A 20827-nucleotide genomic window follows, 5' to 3' on the forward strand; every position below is an offset into this window, starting at 1 on the left:
GGCTACGCCTCCTTCCGGGTGCGGGGGTCGAGGGCGGCGTAGACGAGGTCGGCGAGCAGGTTCGCGGCCAGGACGGAGAGCGTGATGATCAGGAAGACGCCCTGCATCAGCGGGTAGTCCTTGGCGCCGACCGCCTGGAGCAGCTGGAAGCCGATGCCCGGATAGGTGAAGACCATCTCGACCAGCAGCGTGCCGCCGACGATGAAGCCGAGGGAGAGCGCGAAGCCGGAGATGTTGGGGAGGACCGCGTTGCGGGCCGCGTAGCCGAACATCACGCGCCGCTCGGAGAGCCCCTTGGCCTGGGCCACCATCACATAGTCCTCGGAGGAGACGGTGACCATCATGTTCCGCATGCCGAGGATCCAGCCGGCCACCGCGCTCAGCACGATCGTCACGCCGGGCAGGAACGCGTGGTAGAGCGCGCTGGAGATGAACGGCCAGTCGAAGGCCGGGACGAGGGCGCTGTCGTAACCGCCGGAGTTCGGGAAGAGGGACCACTTCTCCGCGAACAGGGCGATGGCGATGAGGCCGAGCCAGAAGTAGGGGATGGAGGAGATGAACGTGGTGACGGGGAGGAGCCCGTCCAGCCAGGAGCCGCGCTTCCAGCCGCTGTAGACGCCGATGCCGGTGCCGAGGAGGAAGCTGAGGACCGTCGTGACACCGACCAGGGCGAGCGTCCACGGGAGCGACTGGACGATCACCTCGCTCACCGGGGTCGGGAAGAAGGTGAAGGAGAGACCGAGGTCGCCGTCGAGGAGGTGGGCCCAGTAGTCGGTGTACTGCTGCCAGAGCGACTGCTTCTCGTCGAGGCCGAAGAGGGCCTTCAGGGAGTCGATGGCGTTGGTGTCGAGCTGGCCCTGGTAGCGGCTGAGCAGCGCCTGGACGGGATCGCCGGGCATCAGGCGCGGGATGAGGAAGTTGATGGTGATGGCGGCCCAGGCGGTGACGGCGTAGAACGCGAGCCGTTGGAGGAGGTACTTCACCGGGAGCCCTCCTTGACCGCTGCGGTCGCATGCGTACCCGTACTCGTACTCGTGCCCTCGTACAGCCAGCACGCCGCCCACTGCCCGTCCGCCAGGTCGAAGCGCGGCGGGAGTTCGGTGCGGCAGCGCTCCATGGCCTTCGGGCAGCGCGGGTGGAAGCGGCAGCCGGCCGGCGGGGCGATGAGGGAGGGTGGTTCGCCGGTGCCGGTCTCCTCCTGTTCCTCCTCGGCGACGATCCGGTCCGGGTCGGGCGCGGAGGCGATGAGGAGCTGGGTGTAGGGGTGGGCGGGGCGCTGGGTCACGGTCTCGCTGTCGCCGCCCTCGACGATCCGGCCCGCGTACATCACGAGGGTGGTGTCCGCGAAGTAGCGGGCGGAGGCGATGTCGTGGGTGATGTAGAGGATCGCGAGGTGCAGGCGCTCCTTGAGGTCGCGGAGCAGGTTGAGGACGCCGAGCCGGATCGACACGTCGAGCATGGAGACGGGCTCGTCGGCGAGGAGGACCTGCGGGTCGGCGCCGAGCGCGCGGGCGATGGCGACGCGCTGGCGCTGGCCGCCGGAGAGTTCGTGCGGGAACTTGTCGAGGTACTGGTGGGCCGGGGTGAGCTGGACCCGGTTCAGCAGATCGGTCAGGGCCTGCTCCAGCTCCTTGTCCCCGTTCCCCGCCCGGCCGTGGATCTTCAGGGCGCGGGTCAGGTGGTAGCGCACGGTGTGCACCGGGTTCAGCGAGGCGAAGGGGTCCTGGAAGATCAGCTGGACCCGGCGTACGTAGCGGCGGAAGGACCGGCCACGACCGGCCACGACCGGCTCGCCGCCCAGCCGTATCTCCCCCGAGGTGAGCGGGTAGAGCTGGGCGAGGAGGCGGGCGACGGTGGACTTGCCCGAGCCGGACTCCCCCACCAGGGCCGTCACGGTGCCGCGCCGGAGCCGGAGCGAGACGTCGTCGACGGCGTGGACGCTGCGGCGCTCGCGGGCGAACAGGTCGCGCGCGGTGCGGCGCAGGGGAAAGTGCTTGGTGACCCCGCGCGCTTCCAGCACCACGTCGGTGCCGGTGCGCACGGTCTCGGACTGATCGGTGGTCATGGCCGGTTCTTCCCCGTACTTACTTGGCGGGCGTGAGGTTCAGCACGATCTCCAGCGCGCTGGGCTGGGTGTGCTGCGGCGGGGCGTAGGGGTTGGCCTCGGTGGGCCAGCCGATCCAGTTCTTCGTGGAGTACTCGGCGCCGATCGGGGCGGCGGCGGTCGGGATCATGGGCGCCTGCTCGACGAAGATCTTCTGGATGGTGTTCAGCGCCGTGGTACGGGTCTTCTCGTCCTTGGCGTTGGCGTACTCCTTCAGGGCGTCGGTGGCCTCGTCGCTCTTGAAGCGGCCGAAGTTGCCCTGCTGGGAGCTCTTGCCGATGGGCTGGAGGAGCGCGCCGTCCATGACGTTCTGGTACATGTCGTACGGGGTGGCGCCGCTGTTGGTCCAGCGCAGGGTGGCGTCGAAGTTGCCGTTGGCCACGTCCACGCCCCAGGCCTCGGCGGTCTGGGTCTTGACCTTGGCCTCGATGCCGAGCTGCTTGATGTTGTCCTTGATGATCGCGAGACCGGTGATGTAGTCGTTCCAGCCGGCCGGGTCGGTGAAGGTGAGCGTCACCGGCTTGCCGGAGGGGTCCTTGAGCACGCCGCCGCTGAGCTTGAAGCCTGCCTCGTCGAGGATCTTCTTGGCCCCGGCGACATCGGGCTTGGTGTTGGCGCCCTGGTACTCGGGGGCGAGGAAGGGCTCACCGGCCGGGAGCGGGATGCCGGTCGGGTTGGTGATCTCCGGGTAGAGCGTGGCCTGGGCCTGGATGTGGATGGCCTTGCGGTCGACGACCATCGCCATCGCCTTGCGGAGCGCCGGGTTGTCGAAGGGCTTGCGGGCGGTGTTGAACCAGAGGCCGTGGATGCCGAGGCCGGAGGGGAACCAGAGCTTGTGGTTCTTGGGGTCCTTGTCGATGAAGAGCTGCTTGTGGTTCGGCATGAAGACGAAGGACCACTCGACCTTGCCGGTGGCCAGCGCGGTGGTGGCGGCGCTGTTGTCGTTGTACGCGGTGTAGCGCAGCTCCTTGACCTTGGTCTTGCCGTTCCAGTAGCTCGGCGTGGCGGTCAGGGTGGTGGTCTGCGGCGTGAACGTCTTGAGCTTGTACGGGCCGGAGCCGACCGGCGTCCGGTTGGGCCAGGTCTCCGGGTTCTCGACCTTCTCCCAGATGTGCTTGGGCACGATGAAGGTCTGGATGATCTTGTTCTGATTGACGAACTGGGACTCCTTGAAGGTCAGGACGACCTTGCCGTCCTCGACCGCGATCCCGTCGAAGGGGATGCCGTTCCAGTTGAGCGCCGAGTGCTTCTTCAGGAGGTTGAAGGTGAACTCCACGTCGGCCGCCGTCAGGGGCTTGCCGTCGGCCCACTTCGCCCGGGCGTCCAGGGTGAAGGTGACCTTGGTGAAGTTGGACTCCCACTGCCAGTCGGTGGCGAGCCAGGGGTCCGCCTTGTCGGTGGGCTTGATCATGTTCGTCATGGCCAGCGGCTCGTAGATCATGTACCGGTAGCCGAGGGTGGCGCCCGCCGAGGTGTTGAGGAACGGGTTGCTGTTGTTGGTCTGCGGCCCGTCCGGCTTCCCGAGGGTCAGTACGCCGGTGGCGGAGCCGCCGCCGTTCTTGTTGGCGCCCGAGTTGGCGTTGGAGCAACCGGCGGCGAGAGCGATCACGACGGTGGCTGCGGCGACCGCTCTGAGCGTGGTGCGACGGCGTGACGACATGGCGACTCCAGGGAAGGGCTGCCGGGTCGGGGCGATCCGGCGGAGGGTGGAAGGGGTGAGGCGGGGCGCGGCCGGGCGGCCGGGTCCGTCACGGCGCCGAGTGGCGCACGACCAGTTCGGTGGGCAGCACGGCCGGGCACTCGGGTACGGGCGTGCCGCCGAGGTGGGAGAGCAGCATCCGGGCGGCCGTCTCACCCATGCGGCGGGTGGGCTGGCGCACGGTGGTGAGGGGCGGTTCGGTGTGTTCGGCCATCGGGATGTCGTCGAAGCCGACGACCGCGACATCGTCGGGGACCCGGCGCCCGGCGACCCGCAGGGCCCGCAGCACGCCGGCCGCGCTGATGTCGTTGTGCGCGAAGACCGAGTCGAACGCGACGCCCCGGGCGAGGAGTTCCTCCATGGCCAGGCGGCCGCCGACTTCGGTGAAGTCCCCCTCGACGACGCGGACGTCGGGCAGGACCGAGCGGAAGCCGCCGAGCCGGTCCCGTACGCAGCCGAAGTGCTGGGGTCCGGTGAGGACGACGGGCCTGGAGCGTCCGGCGGCGAGCAGGTGGCGGGCCGCCGACGCTCCTCCCTCGTGGTTGGTGGTCACGACGGAAGGGAATGCGGGGTGGTGGCCGCGGTCGTCGATGAGCACGATCGGCAGGCCGTCGCGGTGCAGGGCGGTGAGGTGGCCGAGGGTGTTCTCCGGCTCCACGACGACGAGCCCGTCGAAGGCGCGCGCTGTCACCTGGGTGGTGAAGCGCTGGACGGACTCGGCGCCCCGGTTGCAGGTGAACAGCAGCAGCCCGTAATCGGCGGCCTCGACGGTGTCGACGACCCCCTGGAGCAGTTCGCCCATCCACGGCCAGGTCAGCGAGGGGACCAGCATGCCGACGGTACGGCTGGAGCCGCGGGCCAGGCCCACGGCTCCGGAGCTGGGCACATAGCCGAGCTGTGCGATCACTTCACGAACGCGGGCGGCGGTGGAACCGTCCACCTCGCCCTTGGTGTTGATGACCCGCGACACGGTCGTCTTGCTGACGCCGGCCTCACGGGCGACATCGGCGATGGTGACGCGCATCTGGGCCTCCGTTGGACCAGGCAGGGGCGGGCTGAGCAGAGCTGGGGCAGGGCTGGGGCAGAGCTGGGGCAAGGCTGCGGGACACAGGGGGACCGATGCGTCCGGTACCGGTTCCGGAACCGGTACCGGCGTTGCGGCAGGAGTTAACCCCGCCGACACAGGGGCGTCAATACTTCACACCGAGATTGGTCCGGACCCATCTGCTGACCAGGCAGGGCGCGTTGTGTGTTCACCTCTTGAACGCACGAGAGCCGCCGCCCCAGATGGGGCGGCGGCTCTCGTGGGCCTCTCGTGGGCGGACCGGAGGGCGCTACTCGGTGGGCTCCACGCCCGCGCGCAGCAGCCCGTAGGTGTACGCGTCCTCCAGCGCCTGCCAGGACGCGGCGATGACGTTCTCGGCGACCCCCACGGTCGCCCAGTCGGCGTCGCCGTCGCCCGTGGTGATCAGGACCCGGGTGGTGGACTCGGTGCCCGTACGGCCCTCCAGGATGCGGACCTTGTAGTCGACCAGCTCCAGCTTGGCGAGCTGCGGGTAGATCCGCTCCAGGGCCACGCGCAGGGCCCGGTCCAGGGCGTTGACCGGGCCGTTGCCCTCGGCGGTCGCGACGATGCGCTCGCCCTTGGCCCAGAGCTTCACGGTGGCCTCGTTGGCGTGGGTGCCGTCGGGGCGGTCCTCGACGATCGCCCGCCAGGACTCCGTACGGAAGTAGCGCCGGGCCCTGCCCTCCACCTCGCCGCGGAGCAGGAGCTCGAAGGAGGCGTCGGCGGCCTCGTAGGTGTAGCCCTGGAGTTCGCGCTCCTTGACCCGCTCCACGACCCGGCCGACCAGGGCGCGGTCGTCGCCGAGGTCGACGCCGAGCTCCTTGCCCTTCAGCTCGATGGAGGCACGGCCGGCCATGTCGGAGACCAGCATCCGCATGGTGTTGCCGACCCGCTCCGGGTCGATGTGCTGGTACAGGTCCGGGTCGACCTTGATCGCGGAGGCGTGCAGCCCGGCCTTGTGGGCGAAGGCCGAGACACCCACGTACGGCTGGTGGGTCGAGGGGGTCAGGTTGACGACCTCGGCGATCGCGTGCGAGATCCGGGTCATCTCGGCGAGCGCGCCCTCGGGCAGCACCTTCATGCCGTACTTGAGCTCCAGGGCGGCGACCACCGGGAAGAGGTTGGCGTTGCCGACCCGCTCGCCGTAGCCGTTGGCCGTGCACTGGACGTGGGTGGCGCCGGCGTCCACGGCCGCCAGGGTGTTCGCGACCGCGCAGCCGGTGTCGTCCTGGGCGTGGATGCCGAGCCGGGCCCCGGTGTCCGCGATGACGGTGGAGACGACCGCCTGGACCTGGGCGGGGAGCATGCCGCCGTTGGTGTCGCAGAGGATGACGACCTCGGCGCCCGCCTCGTAGGCGGTACGGACCACGGACTTGGCGTACTCGGCGTTGGCGCGGTAGCCGTCGAAGAAGTGCTCGCAGTCCACGAAGACCCGGCGGCCCTGTTCGCGCAGGTGGGAGACGGTGTCGCGGACCATCTCCAGGTTCTCGTCCAGGGTGGTGCGCAGGGCCAGCTCCACATGGCGGTCGTGCGCCTTGGCGACCAGCGTGATCACCGGGGCGCCGGAGTTCAGGAGCGCCTGCACCTGGGGGTCCTCGGCCGCGCTGCCACCGGCTCTGCGGGTCGCGCCGAACGCCACGAGCTGGGCGTTCTCGAATGCGATCTCCTGCTGGGCCCGGGCGAAGAACTCCGTGTCGCGCGGGTTGGCACCCGGCCAGCCGCCCTCGATGTACCCGACCCCGAAGGTGTCCAGGTGCCGGGCGATGGTCAGCTTGTCGGCGACCGTCAGGTTGATGCCCTCACGCTGAGCACCGTCGCGCAGTGTGGTGTCGAAGACATGGAAGCTGTCGTCGGTGGCGTTGGCCTTGGTGGTCATGCTGATCTGACTCCTGTCGGATGAGTGGATCCGGACGGTCTGGCGCTGTTCGGGGAACCCGGAACAGCGCCCAGCTCCACTTGCCCCCATCATCCCGCGCGCTCCGCCCGGCCCGGGTGCGGGCCGGAAAACGAAAAAACCCCTCGCGGGTGCGAGAGGTCTGCGCGCGGGTCTGGGGCACGATGGCCGCGCCGTACGTGGTGGTACGAGGCGGTCACTGCGGACCGGCGCGCCTGCTGCCAATAATCATGACGAACGAGGACACGGCAGAAGTCTCGCACAGTGACGCGTCCGTGACGCCGGTGTCTCAGGATGCGGTCGTGACGCTGGTCGCATCACCCGGTCGCGGCCCCGGTGTCAGCGTCTCGTCCAGGAACTCCGCCGCCTGGGCGAGCACCTGCTCCCGGCCCGTCCCCGGGATGCCGACCGTCACATGGACGCTGAACCCGTCCAGCAGCGCCCGCAGCCGGATCGCGAACCGGTCGGCGTCCACCGCCCGGAACTCCCCGCGCGAGACCCCCTCGGCGAGCAGCGCCACCAGGTCCCGGTGCCAGGCCCCCTCGATGGCGGCCTGCCGGGCGCGGGCGTCGTCGTCCGCGTTCTGCGAGCGGCCCCAGACCTCCAGCCAGAGCGTCCAGTGCGGGTCGCGGTGGCCGGCGGGCAGGTAGAGCCCGATGTACGCGTCCAGCCGCTCGCGGGCGGTCCCCGGCTCGGCGAGGAGGGCGCGGCGCTCGGCCCCGAGACGGTCCTCGCTCCACTCCAGGGTCCTCAGCAGCAGCTCGTCCTTGGTGCGGAAGTAGTAGAGCAGGTGCCCGCTGCTCATCCCCACCTCGCGCCCGAGCCCCGCCATGGTCAGCCCGTCGAGCCCGCGCGCGGCGATGGTGGCCATGGCGGCGGCCAGGACGTCCTCGCGGGGCGGGGCGGCGTGGTGGGTGCGGCGGGGGGCGGAGGGCATGGGCTGGCTCGGACCTTCGGGGTGAGTGGGACCTTCGGCTGCTGACCGGGTTCAGATCTTCGGCTGCTGCTGGGTGATGCAGTGGATGCCTCCACCGCCGGCAAAGATCGTACGGGCGTCGACGAGGGTCACCGTACGGTCCGGGAAGAGGCCCCGGAAGATCGCGGCGGCCTCCTCGTCGCGCGGGTCGTCGAAGGCGCAGAGAACCACGCCGTCGTTGCAGAGGTAGTGGTTGATGTAGGAGTAGTCGACCCACTCGCCGTCCTCGTCCCGGAGCACGGTGGGCGCGGGCACCTCGAGGACCTCCAGCGGGCGGCCCTTGGCGTCGGTGGCGGCCCGCAGGACGGCCAGCAGCTCCCGGGTGACCTCGTGGTCGGGGTGGGCCGGGTCGGGCTGGACGTGGGCGACGACCGTGCCCGGGCGCACGAAGGCGGCGACGATGTCGACATGGCCGAGCGTGCCGTACGTCCCGTAGTCGCCGGTCAGCCCGCGCGGCAGCCAGATCGCCTTCTCGGTGCCCAGGCGGGCGTGGATCTCCGCCTCGACCTGCTCCCTGCTCCAGCCGGGGTTGCGCTCCTTGCCGAGCTGGACGGTCTCGGTGAGCAGGACGGTCCCCTCACCGTCGACGTGGATCGCGCCGCCCTCGTTGACGAGCGGGGAGCTGTGCGCGGGGGTGCCGGTCAGCTCGGCGACGGCCCGGGCGATGTGCTGGTCGCTCTCCCAGCGGGCCCAGCCCTGGGCGCCCCAGCCGTTGAACGTCCAGTCGACGGCGGCGATCGTGCGGCCGTCGGTGACGAAGGTGGGGCCGATGTCCCGCATCCAGGCGTCGTCGAGGGGGCGGACGGCCAGCTCCACGTCGGGGCCGAGGAGGGCGGCGGCGCCTTCCTCCTGCCCCGGCCCGACGACCACCGTGACCGGCTCGAACCGGCGTACGGCCCGGGCGACGGCGGCCCAGGCACGGCGGGCCTCCGCCAGCTCGGCGTCGGAGGCGAAGGTGGGGTTGGGCCCGGGCCAGGCCATCCAGGTGCGCTCGTGGGGGGCCCACTCGGGGGGCATGCGGAAGGGGGCGGCGGGGGTGGGGGTGGGAGTGGCGGGCATGGGAGGCATGGGGGCTCCTGATCGCGGGAATTAGAGTGCCACTCTAACCATGCTGTGAAGCTGTACGGAAGTTTCTTGTGCTCCCGTTCGAGCAGCGCTCTATCGCTCGGGCAGGGAAAAGGCCGCACCTGCGAGGAGCCGGTGCGGCCTGATCCTGGGTGGAGGGGCGCCTAGCCGAGCGGGTGCATCCAGCCGTGGGTGTCCTCGGCGATGCCGCGCTGGATGTCCAGCAGGCGGTCGCGCAGCTTCATGGTGACCTCGCCGGGGGTGCCGTCGCCCTGGGTCCACTCGCCGTTCGCGGTCTTCACGATGCCGACCGGGGTGATGACGGCGGCGGTGCCGCAGGCGAAGACCTCGGTGAGGGTGCCCTTGGCGGTGTCGTCGCGCCACTGGTCGATGGAGACGCGGCCCTCCTCGGAGCCGTAACCGAGGTCGCGGGCGACCTTGAGGAGGGAGTCGCGGGTGACGCCGGCGAGGAGGGAGCCGGTGAGGGAGGGCGTGATGATCTTCTTGGAGCCGTCCTCCTGCTCGTACACGAAGTAGAGGTTCATCCCGCCGAGCTCCTCCACCCACCTGTGCTCGACGGCGTCGAGGTAGGCGACCTGGGCGCAGCCGTGCTGGGCGGCCTCGGCCTGGGCGAGGAGGGAGGCGGCGTAGTTGCCGCCGGTCTTGGCGTCGCCGACGCCGCCGGGGACGGCGCGGACGCGGTTCTCGGAGAGCCAGATGGAGACGGGCTTCACGCCGCCGGGGAAGTAGGCGCCGGCGGGCGAGGCGATGACCAGGAAGAGGTACTCGTTGGCCGGCTTCACGCCGAGGCCGACCTCGGTGGCGATCATGAACGGGCGCAGGTAGAGGGACTCCTCGCCGCCGTGGGCCGGGACCCATGCCTTGTCCTGCTGGACCAGCGCGTCGCACGCCTCGATGAACGTCTCGACGGGCAGCTCGGGCATGGCGAGACGCGCGGCCGAGCGCTGGAAGCGGCGGGCGTTGGCGTCGGGGCGGAACGAGGCGACCGAGCCGTCGGGCTGGCGGTAGGCCTTGAGCCCCTCGAAGATCTCCTGCGCGTAGTGCAGGGTCATGTTGGCCGGGTCCAGCGACAGCGGGCCGTACGGGACCAGCTCGGCGTCGTGCCAGCCGCGGCCCTCGGTCCAGCGGATCGTCACCATGTGATCGGTGAAGTGCCGGCCGAATCCGGGGTTGGCCAGGATCGCCTCGCGCTCCGCGTCGGACAGCGGGTTCGAGGAGGGCTTGAGCTCGATCGTGGGCGTCGTCATGAGTGCGTGTCCTTCACCGGTCTTGTGTGTGATGGACCGCGCCCACGCCCGTCCTCCTCCCGACGTTTTCCGGTCAGGTCCTAGGACGTCCGAGCTTCACCACGAGCCACGGCCCCGCGTTCGATTATCTCTTGCGGGGGGCCAGGCACGAAATGGTGGGATTGCGGTCCAGGGGTCGATGGTGGCACCCGGGGGCCGCACAGGTGAAGCCGCCGGGCGCTGATGCGACCCGGCGGCTTCGAAGTGGAGTCGTCGGGTCAGCTCGCTACGCGTACCGCGAGCGCGTCACCGATCTCGTCGGTCGTACGCGTGGCGGCACCGTCGCGCTCCGCGAGGTCGGCGGAGACGGCGCCCTCGATGCGCACGGCCTCGGCCTCGTAACCGAGGTGGCGCAGCAGGAGGGCGACGGAGAGGACCGTGGCGGTGGGGTCGGCCTTGCCCTGCCCCGCGATGTCGGGGGCGGAGCCGTGGACCGGCTCGAACATCGACGGGAAAGCGCCCGTCGGGTTGATGTTGCCGGAGGCGGCCAGGCCGATTCCGCCGGTGACGGCGGCGGCGAGGTCGGTGAGGATGTCGCCGAACAGGTTGTCGGTGACGATGACGTCGAAGCGCTCCGGCTGGGTGACGAAGAAGATCGTCGCGGCGTCGACATGCAGGTAGTCGGTGGAGACCTGCGGGTATTCGGCGGCGACCTTGTCGAAGGTGTTCTTCCACAGGTGGCCGGCGTAGACGAGGACGTTGTTCTTGTGGACCAGGGTCAGCTTCTTGCGCGGCCGGGCGGCTGCTCGCTCGAAGGCGTCCCGGACCACGCGCTCGACGCCGTACGCCGTGTTGACGCTGACCTCGGTGGCGACCTCGGCGGGGGTGCCGGTGCGCAGCGAGCCGCCGTTGCCCGTGTACGGACCCTCGGTGCCCTCGCGGACGACGACGAAGTCGATGTCGGGGCGGCCGGCGAGCGGGGTCGCGGTGTTCGGGAAGAGCTTGGACGGGCGCAGGTTGATGAAGTGGTCGAAGGCGAAACGCAGCTTCAGCAGCAGCCCGCGCTCCAGGACGCCCGACGGCACGGACGGGTCACCGATCGCGCCGAGGAGGATGGCGTCGTGGTTCTTGAGCGCCTCCAGCTCCGCGTCCGGGAGGGTGTCCCCGGTGCGGTGCCAGCGCTGGGCCCCAAGGTCGTACTCCTTGGTCTCCAGCTTCACATCCTGCGGGAGGACAGCGTTGAGGACTTTGAGGCCCTGGGCCACAACTTCCTGGCCGATTCCGTCACCGGGGATCACTGCGAGATCGATGCTGCGAGACATGCGGGAAGCCTAACGGTGCGTCCCACCCCATGACATCCGACGTCCACCATATGGACGGGAGTAAGCGTGTTCGGGGCGTGCGAGGTGCATGGGGTGGGGGGACGAGCGATGCGCGCGGGCGGGCGGGCCTCTGCGGCTCAGTGGCCGGTCGCGCCGCCGTTGTCCCGGCGGTCGAGGGCGCGCTGCAGGGCGGCGGCGGCGTTCTTGCGCTCGGCCTCGGCCTGGCCGGAGGAGTGGCGGACGCGGCGGGTGGTGGTGTTGGCCATGATGGATCGACTCCTTGAGATCGCATGGATGCCGGGGGCAGGCCGCACTGCGGGGTGCGGCGCCGAGGCCGGGCCGGGATCGGATTTCGAGGTGCCGGAAGGAGCGGGGAGCGTACGCCGCAGGGGGTGACCTGCTTCGGGGCGTGCGCCCGCAACCGCCACAGACGCTCGATCGAGCGATTCGTTCGGCTCCTACAAAGCTAGGACAGTCGGGCCGCTCTGTCTCTACAGTTAGTCGGACTTCCTACTATCTGAGACGGCCGCTCCCCCGCGCTCCGCCCGCAGTTCCCGGATCAGCGCCCGTACGGCGAGGGATCGTGCCTGCTCAGGGGTGGTGAGATAGCCGATCGAGCGGGTCGGGCGGTCCGCTCCGAGAGCGGTGATCTCGATTCCGTCGGGTGCTCCGTACAGGGACAGACCGGGCATGATCGCCATGCCGAGACCACGGGACACCATCGAGAGCACCGCTCCGTCGTCCTCGGCCTCCACGGTCGCCCGGGGGATCCAGGCCTGGGCCGCCCACCAGTCGCGGGTGTACGAGGTGCAGTTCTCGGCCCAGTCGACCAGCGGCAGCGTCCGGGGCGCGGGGTGCCCGGCCGGGTGCACCAGGGCGTACTCCTCCTCCAGCAGTACGCCGCCGACCAGTCCGGACTCCACGGCCGAGGTGGTCCCGATCGTCGCGACCGCCAGGTCGGCCCGTCCGTCCAGCACCTCACCGGCCGTCCCCCGCCCCACCTCGCGCACCATCCGCACCACGGGCTCGATGCCGGGGTGGCGGGCCCTGAGGCGTTCCAGGGCCGGCGGCAGCAGATGCAGGGCCGCACTGCGGAACGCGGCGATCCGCAGCGGCCCGCCGACCGTGTCCGCCCCACCCGGACCGGCGGCGGTCCCCCGCGCCTCGGCGCCCATCACGTCGAGCAGCCGCAGGATGCGGCGGGCGTGCGCGGCGGCCACCTCACCGGCCGGGGTCGGCGTGGCGCCCCGGCGGCCGCGCTCGAAGAGGACGGCACCGATCCTGCGCTCGCTGGAGCGGACGGAGTGGGAGACGGCGGACTGGGTCATGCCGAGCTCCCGGGCGGCGGCCGAGAACCCGCGTACGTCGGCGACGGCGACGATCACGCGGAGCTCGTGCGGGGCGAGGTCGGTCACCGCGCGGCCCGCCCCACGCCCGCGACCGGGCGAGGCACCGAAGACCCATGAAAGCTGCTCATGGAAACGGATTCTTCCATCGACGCGGCCCCCTGCCCGGCCATCGCGTTGCCTTCTACCGTCGGCGGCATGACGACACAGCGCACCGCCCGCACCCTTCACCTCGCCGCCCGCCCGCACGGCTTCCCGACGCCGGATCTCTTCACCGTCCACGAGGCACCCGTACCGGAGCCCGCCCCCGGCACGGCCGTGGTGGAGAACCTCTACCTCTCCGTGGACCCGTACCACCGCGAGGCGATGGACGACGGCGGCTGGGCGCTGGGCGTCCCGCTGGAGGGCCGGGCCCTCGGCCGGGTGACGGCCTCCCGCGCCCCCGGGTTCGCGGAGGGCGACCTCGTCCTGCACCGCGAGGGGTGGCGGACCCATTCCGTGGTGGTGCCCGGCGAGGGCGGGGTGCGCAAGGTGCCCGCGTACGAGGGTGTCCCGCTCACCGCGTACATCTCGATCCTCGGCGGCACCGGGCTCACCGCCTATGTGGCGCTGACCCGGACGCTGGAGTTCCGGGCGGGCCAGGACCTCTTCGTCTCGGCGGCGGCGGGCGGGGTCGGTACGGCGGTGGGGCGCATCGCCCGGCTGCTCGGCGCCGGGCGGATCGTCGGCAGCGCGGGTACGCCCGCGAAGGTGGCCCGGCTGACCGGGGAGCTGGGCTTCGACGCTGCGTTCGACTACCACGACGGCCCGGTCGGGGAGCTGCTGGCGAAGGCGGCGCCCGACGGCATCGACGCCTACGTGGACAACGTCGGCGGGGACCATCTGGAGGGCGCGATCTCGGTGCTCCGCGAGCACGGGCGGATCGCGTGGGTCGGCGCCATCTCCCAGTACCACTCGGCGCACGAGCCGCCGGCCGCCCCGCGCAACCTGTTCGACATCGTGGAGAAGAGCCTGCGCCTGGAAGGGGTGATGGTGCGTAACTACCGCGATGTGCAGGAGGAGTTGGAGGACTTCCTGGTCCCGTATCTGCAGAGCGGCGTGGTCGTGCCTGACGTCACGGTGGTGGACGGGTTCGAGCGGACGGTGGAGGGGTTCCTCGGGATGCTGCGGGGCGGGAACACCGGGAAGATGCTGATCCGGGTCGCCGACTGAGGACGTACGGAAGGGAGTTGACTGCCCGCCCGGCCGCCCGCCCGCCCGCCGGCAGGTCGCCGTCGCGCTACAGCAGGTCGCCGTCGCGCCAGTCGAAGACCAGCGGGTGGGCGGCGGCGGGCAGTACGTGCCCGGCGGCCGGGCGGACGTACGTGGAGCCCTCCTCCTCCGGCAGCGCCACGGTCCCGTGCGGGCCGAGGGCGGCGAGGCTCCCCGGCCACACCTGCCAGCCGCGCGCCGCGTAGAGCGCGGCGCCCGCGTCGGAGGCGGAGAGGGCGCCGAACTCGTACGCCCCGTCGACGACCCGCTCCAGCGCGCCCATCACCCGGTGGCCGAGCCCCTGGCGGCGGCGGCCGGGGCGGACGGCGACGGCTTCGACGTATCCGGCGCGCAGCGAGCGGCCGTCGTGGAGCACCCGGCGCTGGACGATCGAGCCGTGGGCGATGAGGAGTCCGCCGGTGTCGCGCACCAGGGCGTGGACGCCGCCGAGGGAGTGCTCCCAGTCGTCGTCGCCGAAGTCGCCCTCGAAGGCGGTGTCCAGCAGGGTGCGGATCTCGTCCCGTACGGCCGCGGTCAGCTCATAGGTGTGGGCGGCGTGCACCGCGGGGAGCTCGGTCATGATCCCAGTTTCCCAGGCACCCACTCCCACCAGGCACGCAGGGGCGATGCGGGGTACGGAGCCGGTCGAGTCGGCTCCGCACCCCTGGGCGCCCGGCTCTAGTACACCGAGACGCCGTACGCCTGGAGCGCCTCCACCACCGGCTGGTGGATGGCCGAGCCCGCGGTGCCGGAGCAGCCGGAGCTGCCGGAGTGGATGCCGAGGGCGACGGAACCGGCGAAGTGGGCGCCGCCGCTGTCGCCTCCGGCGGAGCAGGCGGTGGTGCGGACCATGCCGTAGACCGGCCCGTCACCGTAGTTGACGGTGACGTTGACGGCGGTGACGGTGCCGGAGGTCACCTTGGTGGTGGAGCCGCTCTTGCGGATCGCCTGGCCGACGACGGCGTTGGCGGCGGAGGCGATGTCCTGGGTGGAGCCGTTGTAGAGGTCGACGCTTCCGGCGGGCGAGGAGCCGTCGGTGTAGCGGACGATGCCGTAGTCGTTGGTCGGGAAGCTGGTGCCCTCCCGGACGCCGATGACCGAACCGCCGGAGGTGGCCGACCAGTTGGCGGAGATGTTGGTGCAGTGTCCGGCGGTCACGAAGTAACGGGCCCCGCCCTTGGTGACGTTGAAGGCGGCCGAGCAGCGGCTGCCGCCGCCGTAGATGGCTCCGCCGCCCAGCACCTCGCGGTGGAAGACGCCGGGTACGCGGCTGATGCTCACGGCTCCGCCGAGCCGCTTCGCCACGGCTTCGAGGCGGGCCATGTCCCGTGCGGAGACGGAGGAGTCGGCCTCGACGGCGACCTGGTTGGTGCGCGGGTCGATGCCCCAGGAGGTGCCGGTGATCTTCGCCTCGGCCTCCAGGGTCGCGATGGCGGAGTCGAGCTGGGCGGCGCTGCGGGCCACCCGGCGCACGGTGGCCCCGGTGGCGCGGGCCTGCTCCTCGGCCCGGTCGGTGGTGACGGTGACGACCAGCTCGCCGGTCTTCCGGTCGAGGTAGGTCCCGGCGGTGCCGGCGCCCAGCGTGTGTTCGACGGCGGCGTCGAGTGCGTACGCGGACGCGGAGGGGATCGCCGAGGGGGCAGCAGCGGCAGTGTGCGCCTCGGCGGCGGTGGCGGGGGTTGCGCCGAGGCCGAGGGCGCCGGCGACGAGCAGGAGGGAAAGGCTCAGGCGGGCGCGGGAGTTGCGTCTCATGGGGGGGGGCTCCTTCTCGGGTGACGTGTGGGGACGTACCGAGAAGGAATTTGACATGTTCATTACGTGCACCACAAGACCGCGTACGCCGGGGAGCACCCCGGGAGCGCCCCGGGACGCACGCCGGCGGACAGCCGGTCCCGGTCAGCGGACACTGACCGGGACCGGCCCCCGCCCTGGCCGGTCCCCCGCTTCCCCCGGCCGCCCCCGCCGCGCACACTGCGCCCATGTCCGACACGACACCCGCACCCCGGCAGTGGTCGCCCACCCACGGCGACCCGTACCGCCCCGCCCCCTACCGCCCCGAGCGGACCGCCCCCGAGGAGTCGCTGGCCCGCGCCGCCCGGCTGCGGGAGCGCATGGACGAGCGCAGGACCGTCCGCGCCTTCTCGCCCGATCCCGTCCCCGAGCAGGTGCTGCGCGACGCCATCGCCTGCGCGGCCACCGCCCCCTCCGGCGCGCACCAGCAGCCGTGGACCTTCGTCCTGGTCAAGGACCGCGAGGTACGCCGCCGGATCCGGGAGGCCGCCGAGCACGAGGAGAAGCTGAGCTACGACGGGCGGCTCGGCGAGGAGTGGCTCGCCGCGCTGCGCCCGCTGGGCACGGACGCGGTCAAGACCCATATGACGGACGCGCCCGCCCTGATCGTGGTGTTCCAGCAGCGCTACTGGCTCGGCGAGGACGGCACCAAGCGCAAGCACTACTACGTGGACGAGTCGGTGGGCATCGCGGTGGGGATGCTGCTCAGCGCCCTGCACCTGTCCGGGCTCGCCGCGCTGATCCACACCCCGAGCCCGATGCGCTTCCTCGGTGAGGTGCTGGGCCGGCCCGAGAACGAGAAGGCGTTCGCCGTGATCCCCGTGGGCCATCCCGCCGACGACTGCGAGGTCCCCGACCTCGTACGCAAGTCGCTGGACCAGGTGCTGGTGGAGGTCTGAGGAGCCTCCTCGGGAAGGGCCCCACACGAGGAGCCACACACGGAGAGGCATACGCGAAGAGGCACACATGGAAACCGCCCCCCGGCCGGTAGGGGGACCGGTCGGGGGGCGGTGCTCAGGGGGCCTTCGTCTAGGCCCTGGAGCCCGGGGCGTCGTGCTGCGGCGCCCCGGGGAAGGGCGTCAGCCCTGGTGGGGGTAGGTGTACTCGGTCGGCGCGACCAGGGTCTCCTTGATGGCCCGGGTGAGGGTCCAGCGCTGGAGGTTCTGCGGGGCGCCCGCCTTGTCGTTGGTGCCGGAGGCGCGGCCGCCGCCGAAGGGCTGCTGGCCGACGACGGCGCCGGTCGACTTGTCGTTGATGTAGAAGTTGCCCGCGGCGTAGCGGAGCTTGTCCATCGTGTGCGCGGCGGCCGCGCGGTCGCCCGCGATGACCGAGCCGGTCAGCGCGTAGTCGGAGACCGACTCCATCTGCTCCAGCATGGCGTCGTAGTTGGCGTCCTCGTAGACGTGGATCGCGAGGATCGGGCCGAAGTACTCGGTCGTGAAGACCTCGTTCTCGGGGTCCGAGCAGACGATGACGGTCGGACGGACGAAGTACCCCACCGAGTCGTCGTACGTACCGCCCGCGACGATCTCGCACGCCGGGTCGGACTTCGCGCGGTCGATCGCGGCCTTGTTCTTGGCGAACGAGCGCTCGTCGATGACGGCCCCGATGAAGTTGCTCAGGTCGGTGACGTCACCCATCGTGATCGAGTCGACCTCGGCCGCGAACTCCTCCTTGAAACCGGAGTTCCAGATGGAGGCGGGGACGTACGCACGCGAGGACGCGGAGCACTTCTGGCCCTGGTACTCGAAGGAGCCGCGGGTCAGCGCGGTCTTCAGCACGGCGCGGTCGGCGCTCGGGTGCGCGACGACGAAGTCCTTGCCGCCGGTCTCGCCGACGAGCCGCGGGTAGGTGCGGTAGTTGGCGATGTTGTTGCCGACCGTCTTCCACAGGTGCTGGAAGGTGGGGGTCGAGCCGGTGAAGTGGATACCGGCCAGGTCGCGGTGGTTCAGCGCCACCTCGGAGACGGCCTTGCCGTCACCGGTGACCAGGTTGATGACGCCCTTGGGCAGACCGGCCTCCTCCAGGAGCTGCATCAGCAGCACGGCGGCGTGGGTCTGGGTCGGGGACGGCTTCCACACCACGACGTTGCCCATGAGGGCGGGGGCGGTGGGCAGGTTGCCCGCGATGGCCGTGAAGTTGAACGGCGTGATCGCGTAGACGAAGCCCTCCAGCGGGCGGTGGTCCATGCGGTTCCACACACCCGGGGAGTTGGCCGGGGGCTGCTCGGCGAGGATCTGGCGCGCGTAGTGCACGTTGAAGCGCCAGAAGTCGACGAGCTCGCAGGGGGTGTCGATCTCGGCCTGCTGGGCGGTCTTGGACTGGCCGAGCATGGTGGAGGCGGCCAGCGTCTCGCGCCAGGGGCCCGACAGCAGCTCGGCGGCGCGCAGGATGATCGCGGCGCGGTCGTCGAAGGCCATCGCGCGCCAGGCCGGAGCGGCGGCGAGGGCCGCGTCGATGGCGTCCTGGGCGTCCTGCTCGGTGGCCCCGGCGAAGGTGCCGATGACGGCCTGGTGGTTGTGCGGCTGTACGACGTCGACCCGCTCGCCGCCGCCCATCCGCTTCTCGCCGCCGATGGTCATCGGCAGGTCGATCGGGTTGTCGGCGAGCTCCTTGAGCTTCACCTCCAGGCGGGCGCGCTCCGGGGAGCCCGGGGCGTAGGAGTGGACCGGCTCGTTGACCGGCGCGGGGACCTGGGTGACGGCGTCCATGAGTGCCTTGTCTCCTTGGTGTCGGCGGGGGTGTGGGTCAGCCCGGGGGCTGCTCAGCCCTTGGTGAGGATCGAGCGGCCGAAGAACAGCAGGTTGGCCGGCTTCTCCGCGAGGCGGCGCATGAAGTATCCGTACCAGTCGGTGCCGTACGCCGTGTAGACGCGCATCCGGTGGCCCTCGGCCGCGAGCCGGATGTGCTCGTCGCTGCGGATGCCGTACAGCATCTGGAACTCGTACTCATCCAGTTTGCGCCCGGTCTGCCGGCCGAGCTCCTGGGCGATGGCGATGAGACGGGGGTCGTGCGACCCGATCATCGGGTAGCCCTCGCCCTCCATCAGGATCCGGGTGATGCGGACGTACGCCTTGTCGATCTCGGCCTTGTCCTGGTGCGCGACGGAGGCGGGCTCCTTGTAGGCGCCCTTCACGATGCGGACGCGGCTGCCGGCGGCGGCCAGGCGGCGGGCGTCGTCCTCGGTGCGGAACAGGTAGGACTGGATGACGCAGCCGGTCTGCGGGAAGTCCTTCCGCAGCTCCTCGTGGATGGCGAACATCGAGTCGAGGGTGGTGTGGTCCTCGGCGTCCAGGGTGACGGTGGTGCCGATAGCGGCCGCCGCCTCGACGACGGGGCGCACGTTGGCGAGGGCCAGCTCGTGGCCGTTCTCCAGCGCCTGGCCGAACATCGACAGCTTGACGGACATCTCGGCGCGCGGGCCCAGGTCCAGGGCCTTCAGCCGCTCGATGAGCTCCAGATAGGCGTCGCGGGCGGCCTCGGCCTGCGCGGGGGTGGTGATGTCCTCGCCGACGACGTCGAGTGTGACCTCAAGACCCTTGTCCGCGGCGTCCTCGACGATCGGCACGACCTGGTCGACGGTCTCCCCGGCGATGAAGCGGTCGACGACCTGCTTGGTGCCGGGCGCGGCCGAGATGAACCGGCGCATCTTGTCGCTGCGCGATGCGGCGAGAATCACGGGACCCAGCACGGGGCACCTCCACGAATGTACGGACGAGGGGCCGCAACGGTACGAATGTGAACGGACCGGTACGGCACGGATAACCACTGTGAAATCTAGGCACCGTTCCCGGCCTGTGCCATCGACACCTGTCACGCATCCGTGGCCGCCATCTCAGACATCTGTATGAAGAATCCCGGCGAAGGGTGCGAGAATGGCCGTGTGACAGGCGATTACCAGGAACTGGTCGACGAGATCTCCGTCCTCCTCGGCGCCCCGGCCACCCTGGAGAACCGCGATTTCGGCCTGGTCGCCTTCGGGGCCCACGACAGTGACGACGACACCGCGATGGACCCGGTCCGCACCCGCTCGATCCTGACCCGCCGCTCCACCCCCGCCGTCCGCGCCTGGTTCGAGGGGTTCGGCATCACCCGGGCGACCGGCCCGGTCCGCATCCCCGCCGCGCCCGAGGCCGGGGTCTTCCGGGACAGGATCTGCCTTCCGGTACGCCATCGGGGTGTCGTCCTCGGTTACGTCTGGCTCCTCGACACCGACCCCGGCCCGACCGACGAGCGGCTGGCCGCCGCGATGGAGGTCGCCGCCCGGATCGGGGCGCTGCTTTCCGACGAGGCCCGGGCGGGCGCGGACCTCTCCCGGGAGTTCGGCGCGGTGCTCACGGCCGGGCCCGGGCGGCAGCACGACACGGCGGTCGCGGCGCTGCGGGAGGCGCTGGGGCAGGACGCGGAGGGGCTGCACGCGGTGGTGTGCGTGACCCCGTGGGGCGCGGAGGACACCCCGTCGGTACGGGGCGTGGCCTCGGCGGCCGCGCTGGCGACGATCACCGGGGCGGCGGCCGGGGGCGGCGGGGCCGCGTCACTGGCCGCGCTGATCCGGCTGCGCTCGTCGGACCGGCTGGACCCGGCGACGGGCGCCGCGGAGCGCCTGCGTACGGGGGCGGGCCCGGAGGCCACCGGGGGGATCGCGGCGCCCCGGCGGGGTCTGGACGCACTCCCGGCCTCTTGGCGCGAGGCCACGGCGGCGGCCCGCGCGGCCCGGGCCGAGACCCGCTTCGGCCCGGTGGCCCGCTGGTCGGCGATCGGCCCGTACCGCCTGCTCACCGCCCTCCCGGGCACCGGCACGGACCCGGCCGACCCGGCGGTCGCCGCCCTGCTGACCCCGCTGCACAAGGAGCTGGCGTACACGGCGGAGGTGTTCCTGGACTGCGCGGGCCAGGCGAGCCGGACGGCGGCCGAGCTGGGCATCCACCGCCAGACGCTCTACTACCGCCTCTCCCGCATCGAGCAGATCACCGGCCTCGACCTGGGCGACGGCGAGGACCGGCTGCTGCTGCACATGGCGGTGAAGCGGGCGCGGCTGTAAGCGGGGGCGGCTGTGGAGGACGCGG

The 20827-nt window shown here is 71.4% G+C and carries 18 protein-coding genes; 3 read left to right on the top strand and 15 right to left on the bottom strand.

What is annotated here, in order from left to right; all coding sequences use genetic code 11:
- Positions 1-2 precede the first annotated feature (2 nt).
- The 11 genes from R2B67_RS08710 to R2B67_RS08760 all read right to left on the bottom strand — a co-directional run bounded on the left by R2B67_RS08710 (position 3) and on the right by R2B67_RS08760 (position 12788).
- The gene (locus R2B67_RS08710) at positions 3-983 is read right to left on the bottom strand and encodes an ABC transporter permease (protein WP_018509710.1); all 981 of its coding nucleotides are present in this window, start codon (positions 981-983) and stop codon (positions 3-5) included.
- Positions 980-2065 (bottom strand): ABC transporter ATP-binding protein, encoded by a 1086-nt coding sequence (locus R2B67_RS08715; protein ID WP_317817197.1) that lies wholly within the window; start codon positions 2063-2065, stop codon positions 980-982. The genes R2B67_RS08710 and R2B67_RS08715 overlap by 4 nt, the downstream gene beginning before the upstream one ends.
- Before the next feature lie 19 nt (positions 2066-2084).
- Complete coding sequence (locus tag R2B67_RS08720; RefSeq protein ID WP_109979709.1) at positions 2085-3764, bottom strand: ABC transporter substrate-binding protein; 1680 nt, start codon at positions 3762-3764, stop codon at positions 2085-2087.
- Positions 3765-3852: 88 nt separating this feature from the next.
- Positions 3853-4827 carry a LacI family DNA-binding transcriptional regulator gene (locus R2B67_RS08725; protein WP_018509713.1) on the bottom strand — a complete coding sequence of 325 codons (975 nt, stop codon included), beginning with the start codon at positions 4825-4827 and terminating at the stop codon, positions 3853-3855.
- Between the two features lie 310 nt (positions 4828-5137).
- Positions 5138-6745 carry a citramalate synthase gene (cimA, locus tag R2B67_RS08730; RefSeq protein ID WP_237328107.1) on the bottom strand — a complete coding sequence of 536 codons (1608 nt, stop codon included), beginning with the start codon at positions 6743-6745 and terminating at the stop codon, positions 5138-5140.
- Between the two features lie 307 nt (positions 6746-7052).
- Positions 7053-7700, bottom strand: a complete 648-nt coding sequence (locus tag R2B67_RS08735) for a TetR/AcrR family transcriptional regulator (RefSeq protein WP_317817198.1) — start codon at positions 7698-7700, stop codon at positions 7053-7055.
- Positions 7701-7751: 51 nt separating this feature from the next.
- Complete coding sequence (locus tag R2B67_RS08740; RefSeq protein ID WP_317824804.1) at positions 7752-8798, bottom strand: agmatine deiminase family protein; 1047 nt, start codon at positions 8796-8798, stop codon at positions 7752-7754.
- A gap of 170 nt (positions 8799-8968) precedes the next feature.
- Positions 8969-10072, bottom strand: coding sequence for a branched-chain amino acid aminotransferase (locus R2B67_RS08745; RefSeq protein WP_317817199.1), 1104 nt, complete (start codon positions 10070-10072; stop codon positions 8969-8971).
- Positions 10073-10329: 257 nt separating this feature from the next.
- Positions 10330-11373 (bottom strand): 3-isopropylmalate dehydrogenase, encoded by a 1044-nt coding sequence (locus R2B67_RS08750; protein WP_317817200.1) that lies wholly within the window; start codon positions 11371-11373, stop codon positions 10330-10332.
- Positions 11374-11510: 137 nt separating this feature from the next.
- Positions 11511-11639 (bottom strand): hypothetical protein, encoded by a 129-nt coding sequence (locus R2B67_RS08755; RefSeq protein WP_018509719.1) that lies wholly within the window; start codon positions 11637-11639, stop codon positions 11511-11513.
- A 231-nt stretch (positions 11640-11870) separates the two neighbouring features.
- The gene (locus tag R2B67_RS08760) at positions 11871-12788 is read right to left on the bottom strand and encodes a LysR family transcriptional regulator (RefSeq protein ID WP_317817201.1); all 918 of its coding nucleotides are present in this window, start codon (positions 12786-12788) and stop codon (positions 11871-11873) included.
- A 129-nt stretch (positions 12789-12917) separates the two neighbouring features.
- Here R2B67_RS08760 and R2B67_RS08765 point away from each other — a divergent pair, with 129 nt between their 5' ends.
- Positions 12918-13931, top strand: a complete 1014-nt coding sequence (locus R2B67_RS08765; protein WP_317817202.1) for an NADP-dependent oxidoreductase — start codon at positions 12918-12920, stop codon at positions 13929-13931.
- Positions 13932-13998: 67 nt separating this feature from the next.
- Here R2B67_RS08765 and R2B67_RS08770 read toward each other — a convergent pair whose 3' ends face one another.
- On the bottom strand, positions 13999-14550 hold the full coding sequence (locus R2B67_RS08770) for a GNAT family N-acetyltransferase (RefSeq protein WP_317817203.1): 552 nt from the start codon (positions 14548-14550) through the stop codon (positions 13999-14001).
- Between the two features lie 98 nt (positions 14551-14648).
- The gene (locus R2B67_RS08775) at positions 14649-15722 is read right to left on the bottom strand and encodes a S1 family peptidase (protein WP_317817204.1); all 1074 of its coding nucleotides are present in this window, start codon (positions 15720-15722) and stop codon (positions 14649-14651) included.
- A gap of 227 nt (positions 15723-15949) precedes the next feature.
- On the opposite strand from R2B67_RS08775, the gene R2B67_RS08780 reads away from it, so the two are divergent.
- The gene (locus tag R2B67_RS08780) at positions 15950-16660 is read left to right on the top strand and encodes a nitroreductase family protein (protein ID WP_317817205.1); all 711 of its coding nucleotides are present in this window, start codon (positions 15950-15952) and stop codon (positions 16658-16660) included.
- A gap of 180 nt (positions 16661-16840) precedes the next feature.
- Here the strand turns inward: R2B67_RS08780 and pruA are convergent, their stop codons facing one another.
- Both pruA and R2B67_RS08790 read right to left on the bottom strand, forming a co-directional pair.
- Complete coding sequence (gene pruA / locus R2B67_RS08785; protein WP_317817206.1) at positions 16841-18472, bottom strand: L-glutamate gamma-semialdehyde dehydrogenase; 1632 nt, start codon at positions 18470-18472, stop codon at positions 16841-16843.
- Between the two features lie 53 nt (positions 18473-18525).
- Positions 18526-19452 (bottom strand): proline dehydrogenase family protein, encoded by a 927-nt coding sequence (locus R2B67_RS08790; protein ID WP_317817207.1) that lies wholly within the window; start codon positions 19450-19452, stop codon positions 18526-18528.
- A 192-nt stretch (positions 19453-19644) separates the two neighbouring features.
- Here R2B67_RS08790 and R2B67_RS08795 point away from each other — a divergent pair, with 192 nt between their 5' ends.
- Positions 19645-20802 carry a PucR family transcriptional regulator gene (locus R2B67_RS08795; RefSeq protein WP_317817208.1) on the top strand — a complete coding sequence of 386 codons (1158 nt, stop codon included), beginning with the start codon at positions 19645-19647 and terminating at the stop codon, positions 20800-20802.
- Positions 20803-20827: the final 25 nt, after the last annotated feature.

Source organism: Streptomyces cyaneofuscatus (genome assembly GCF_033109485.1).
Classification (GTDB): Bacteria; Actinomycetota; Actinomycetes; order Streptomycetales; family Streptomycetaceae; genus Streptomyces; species Streptomyces cyaneofuscatus.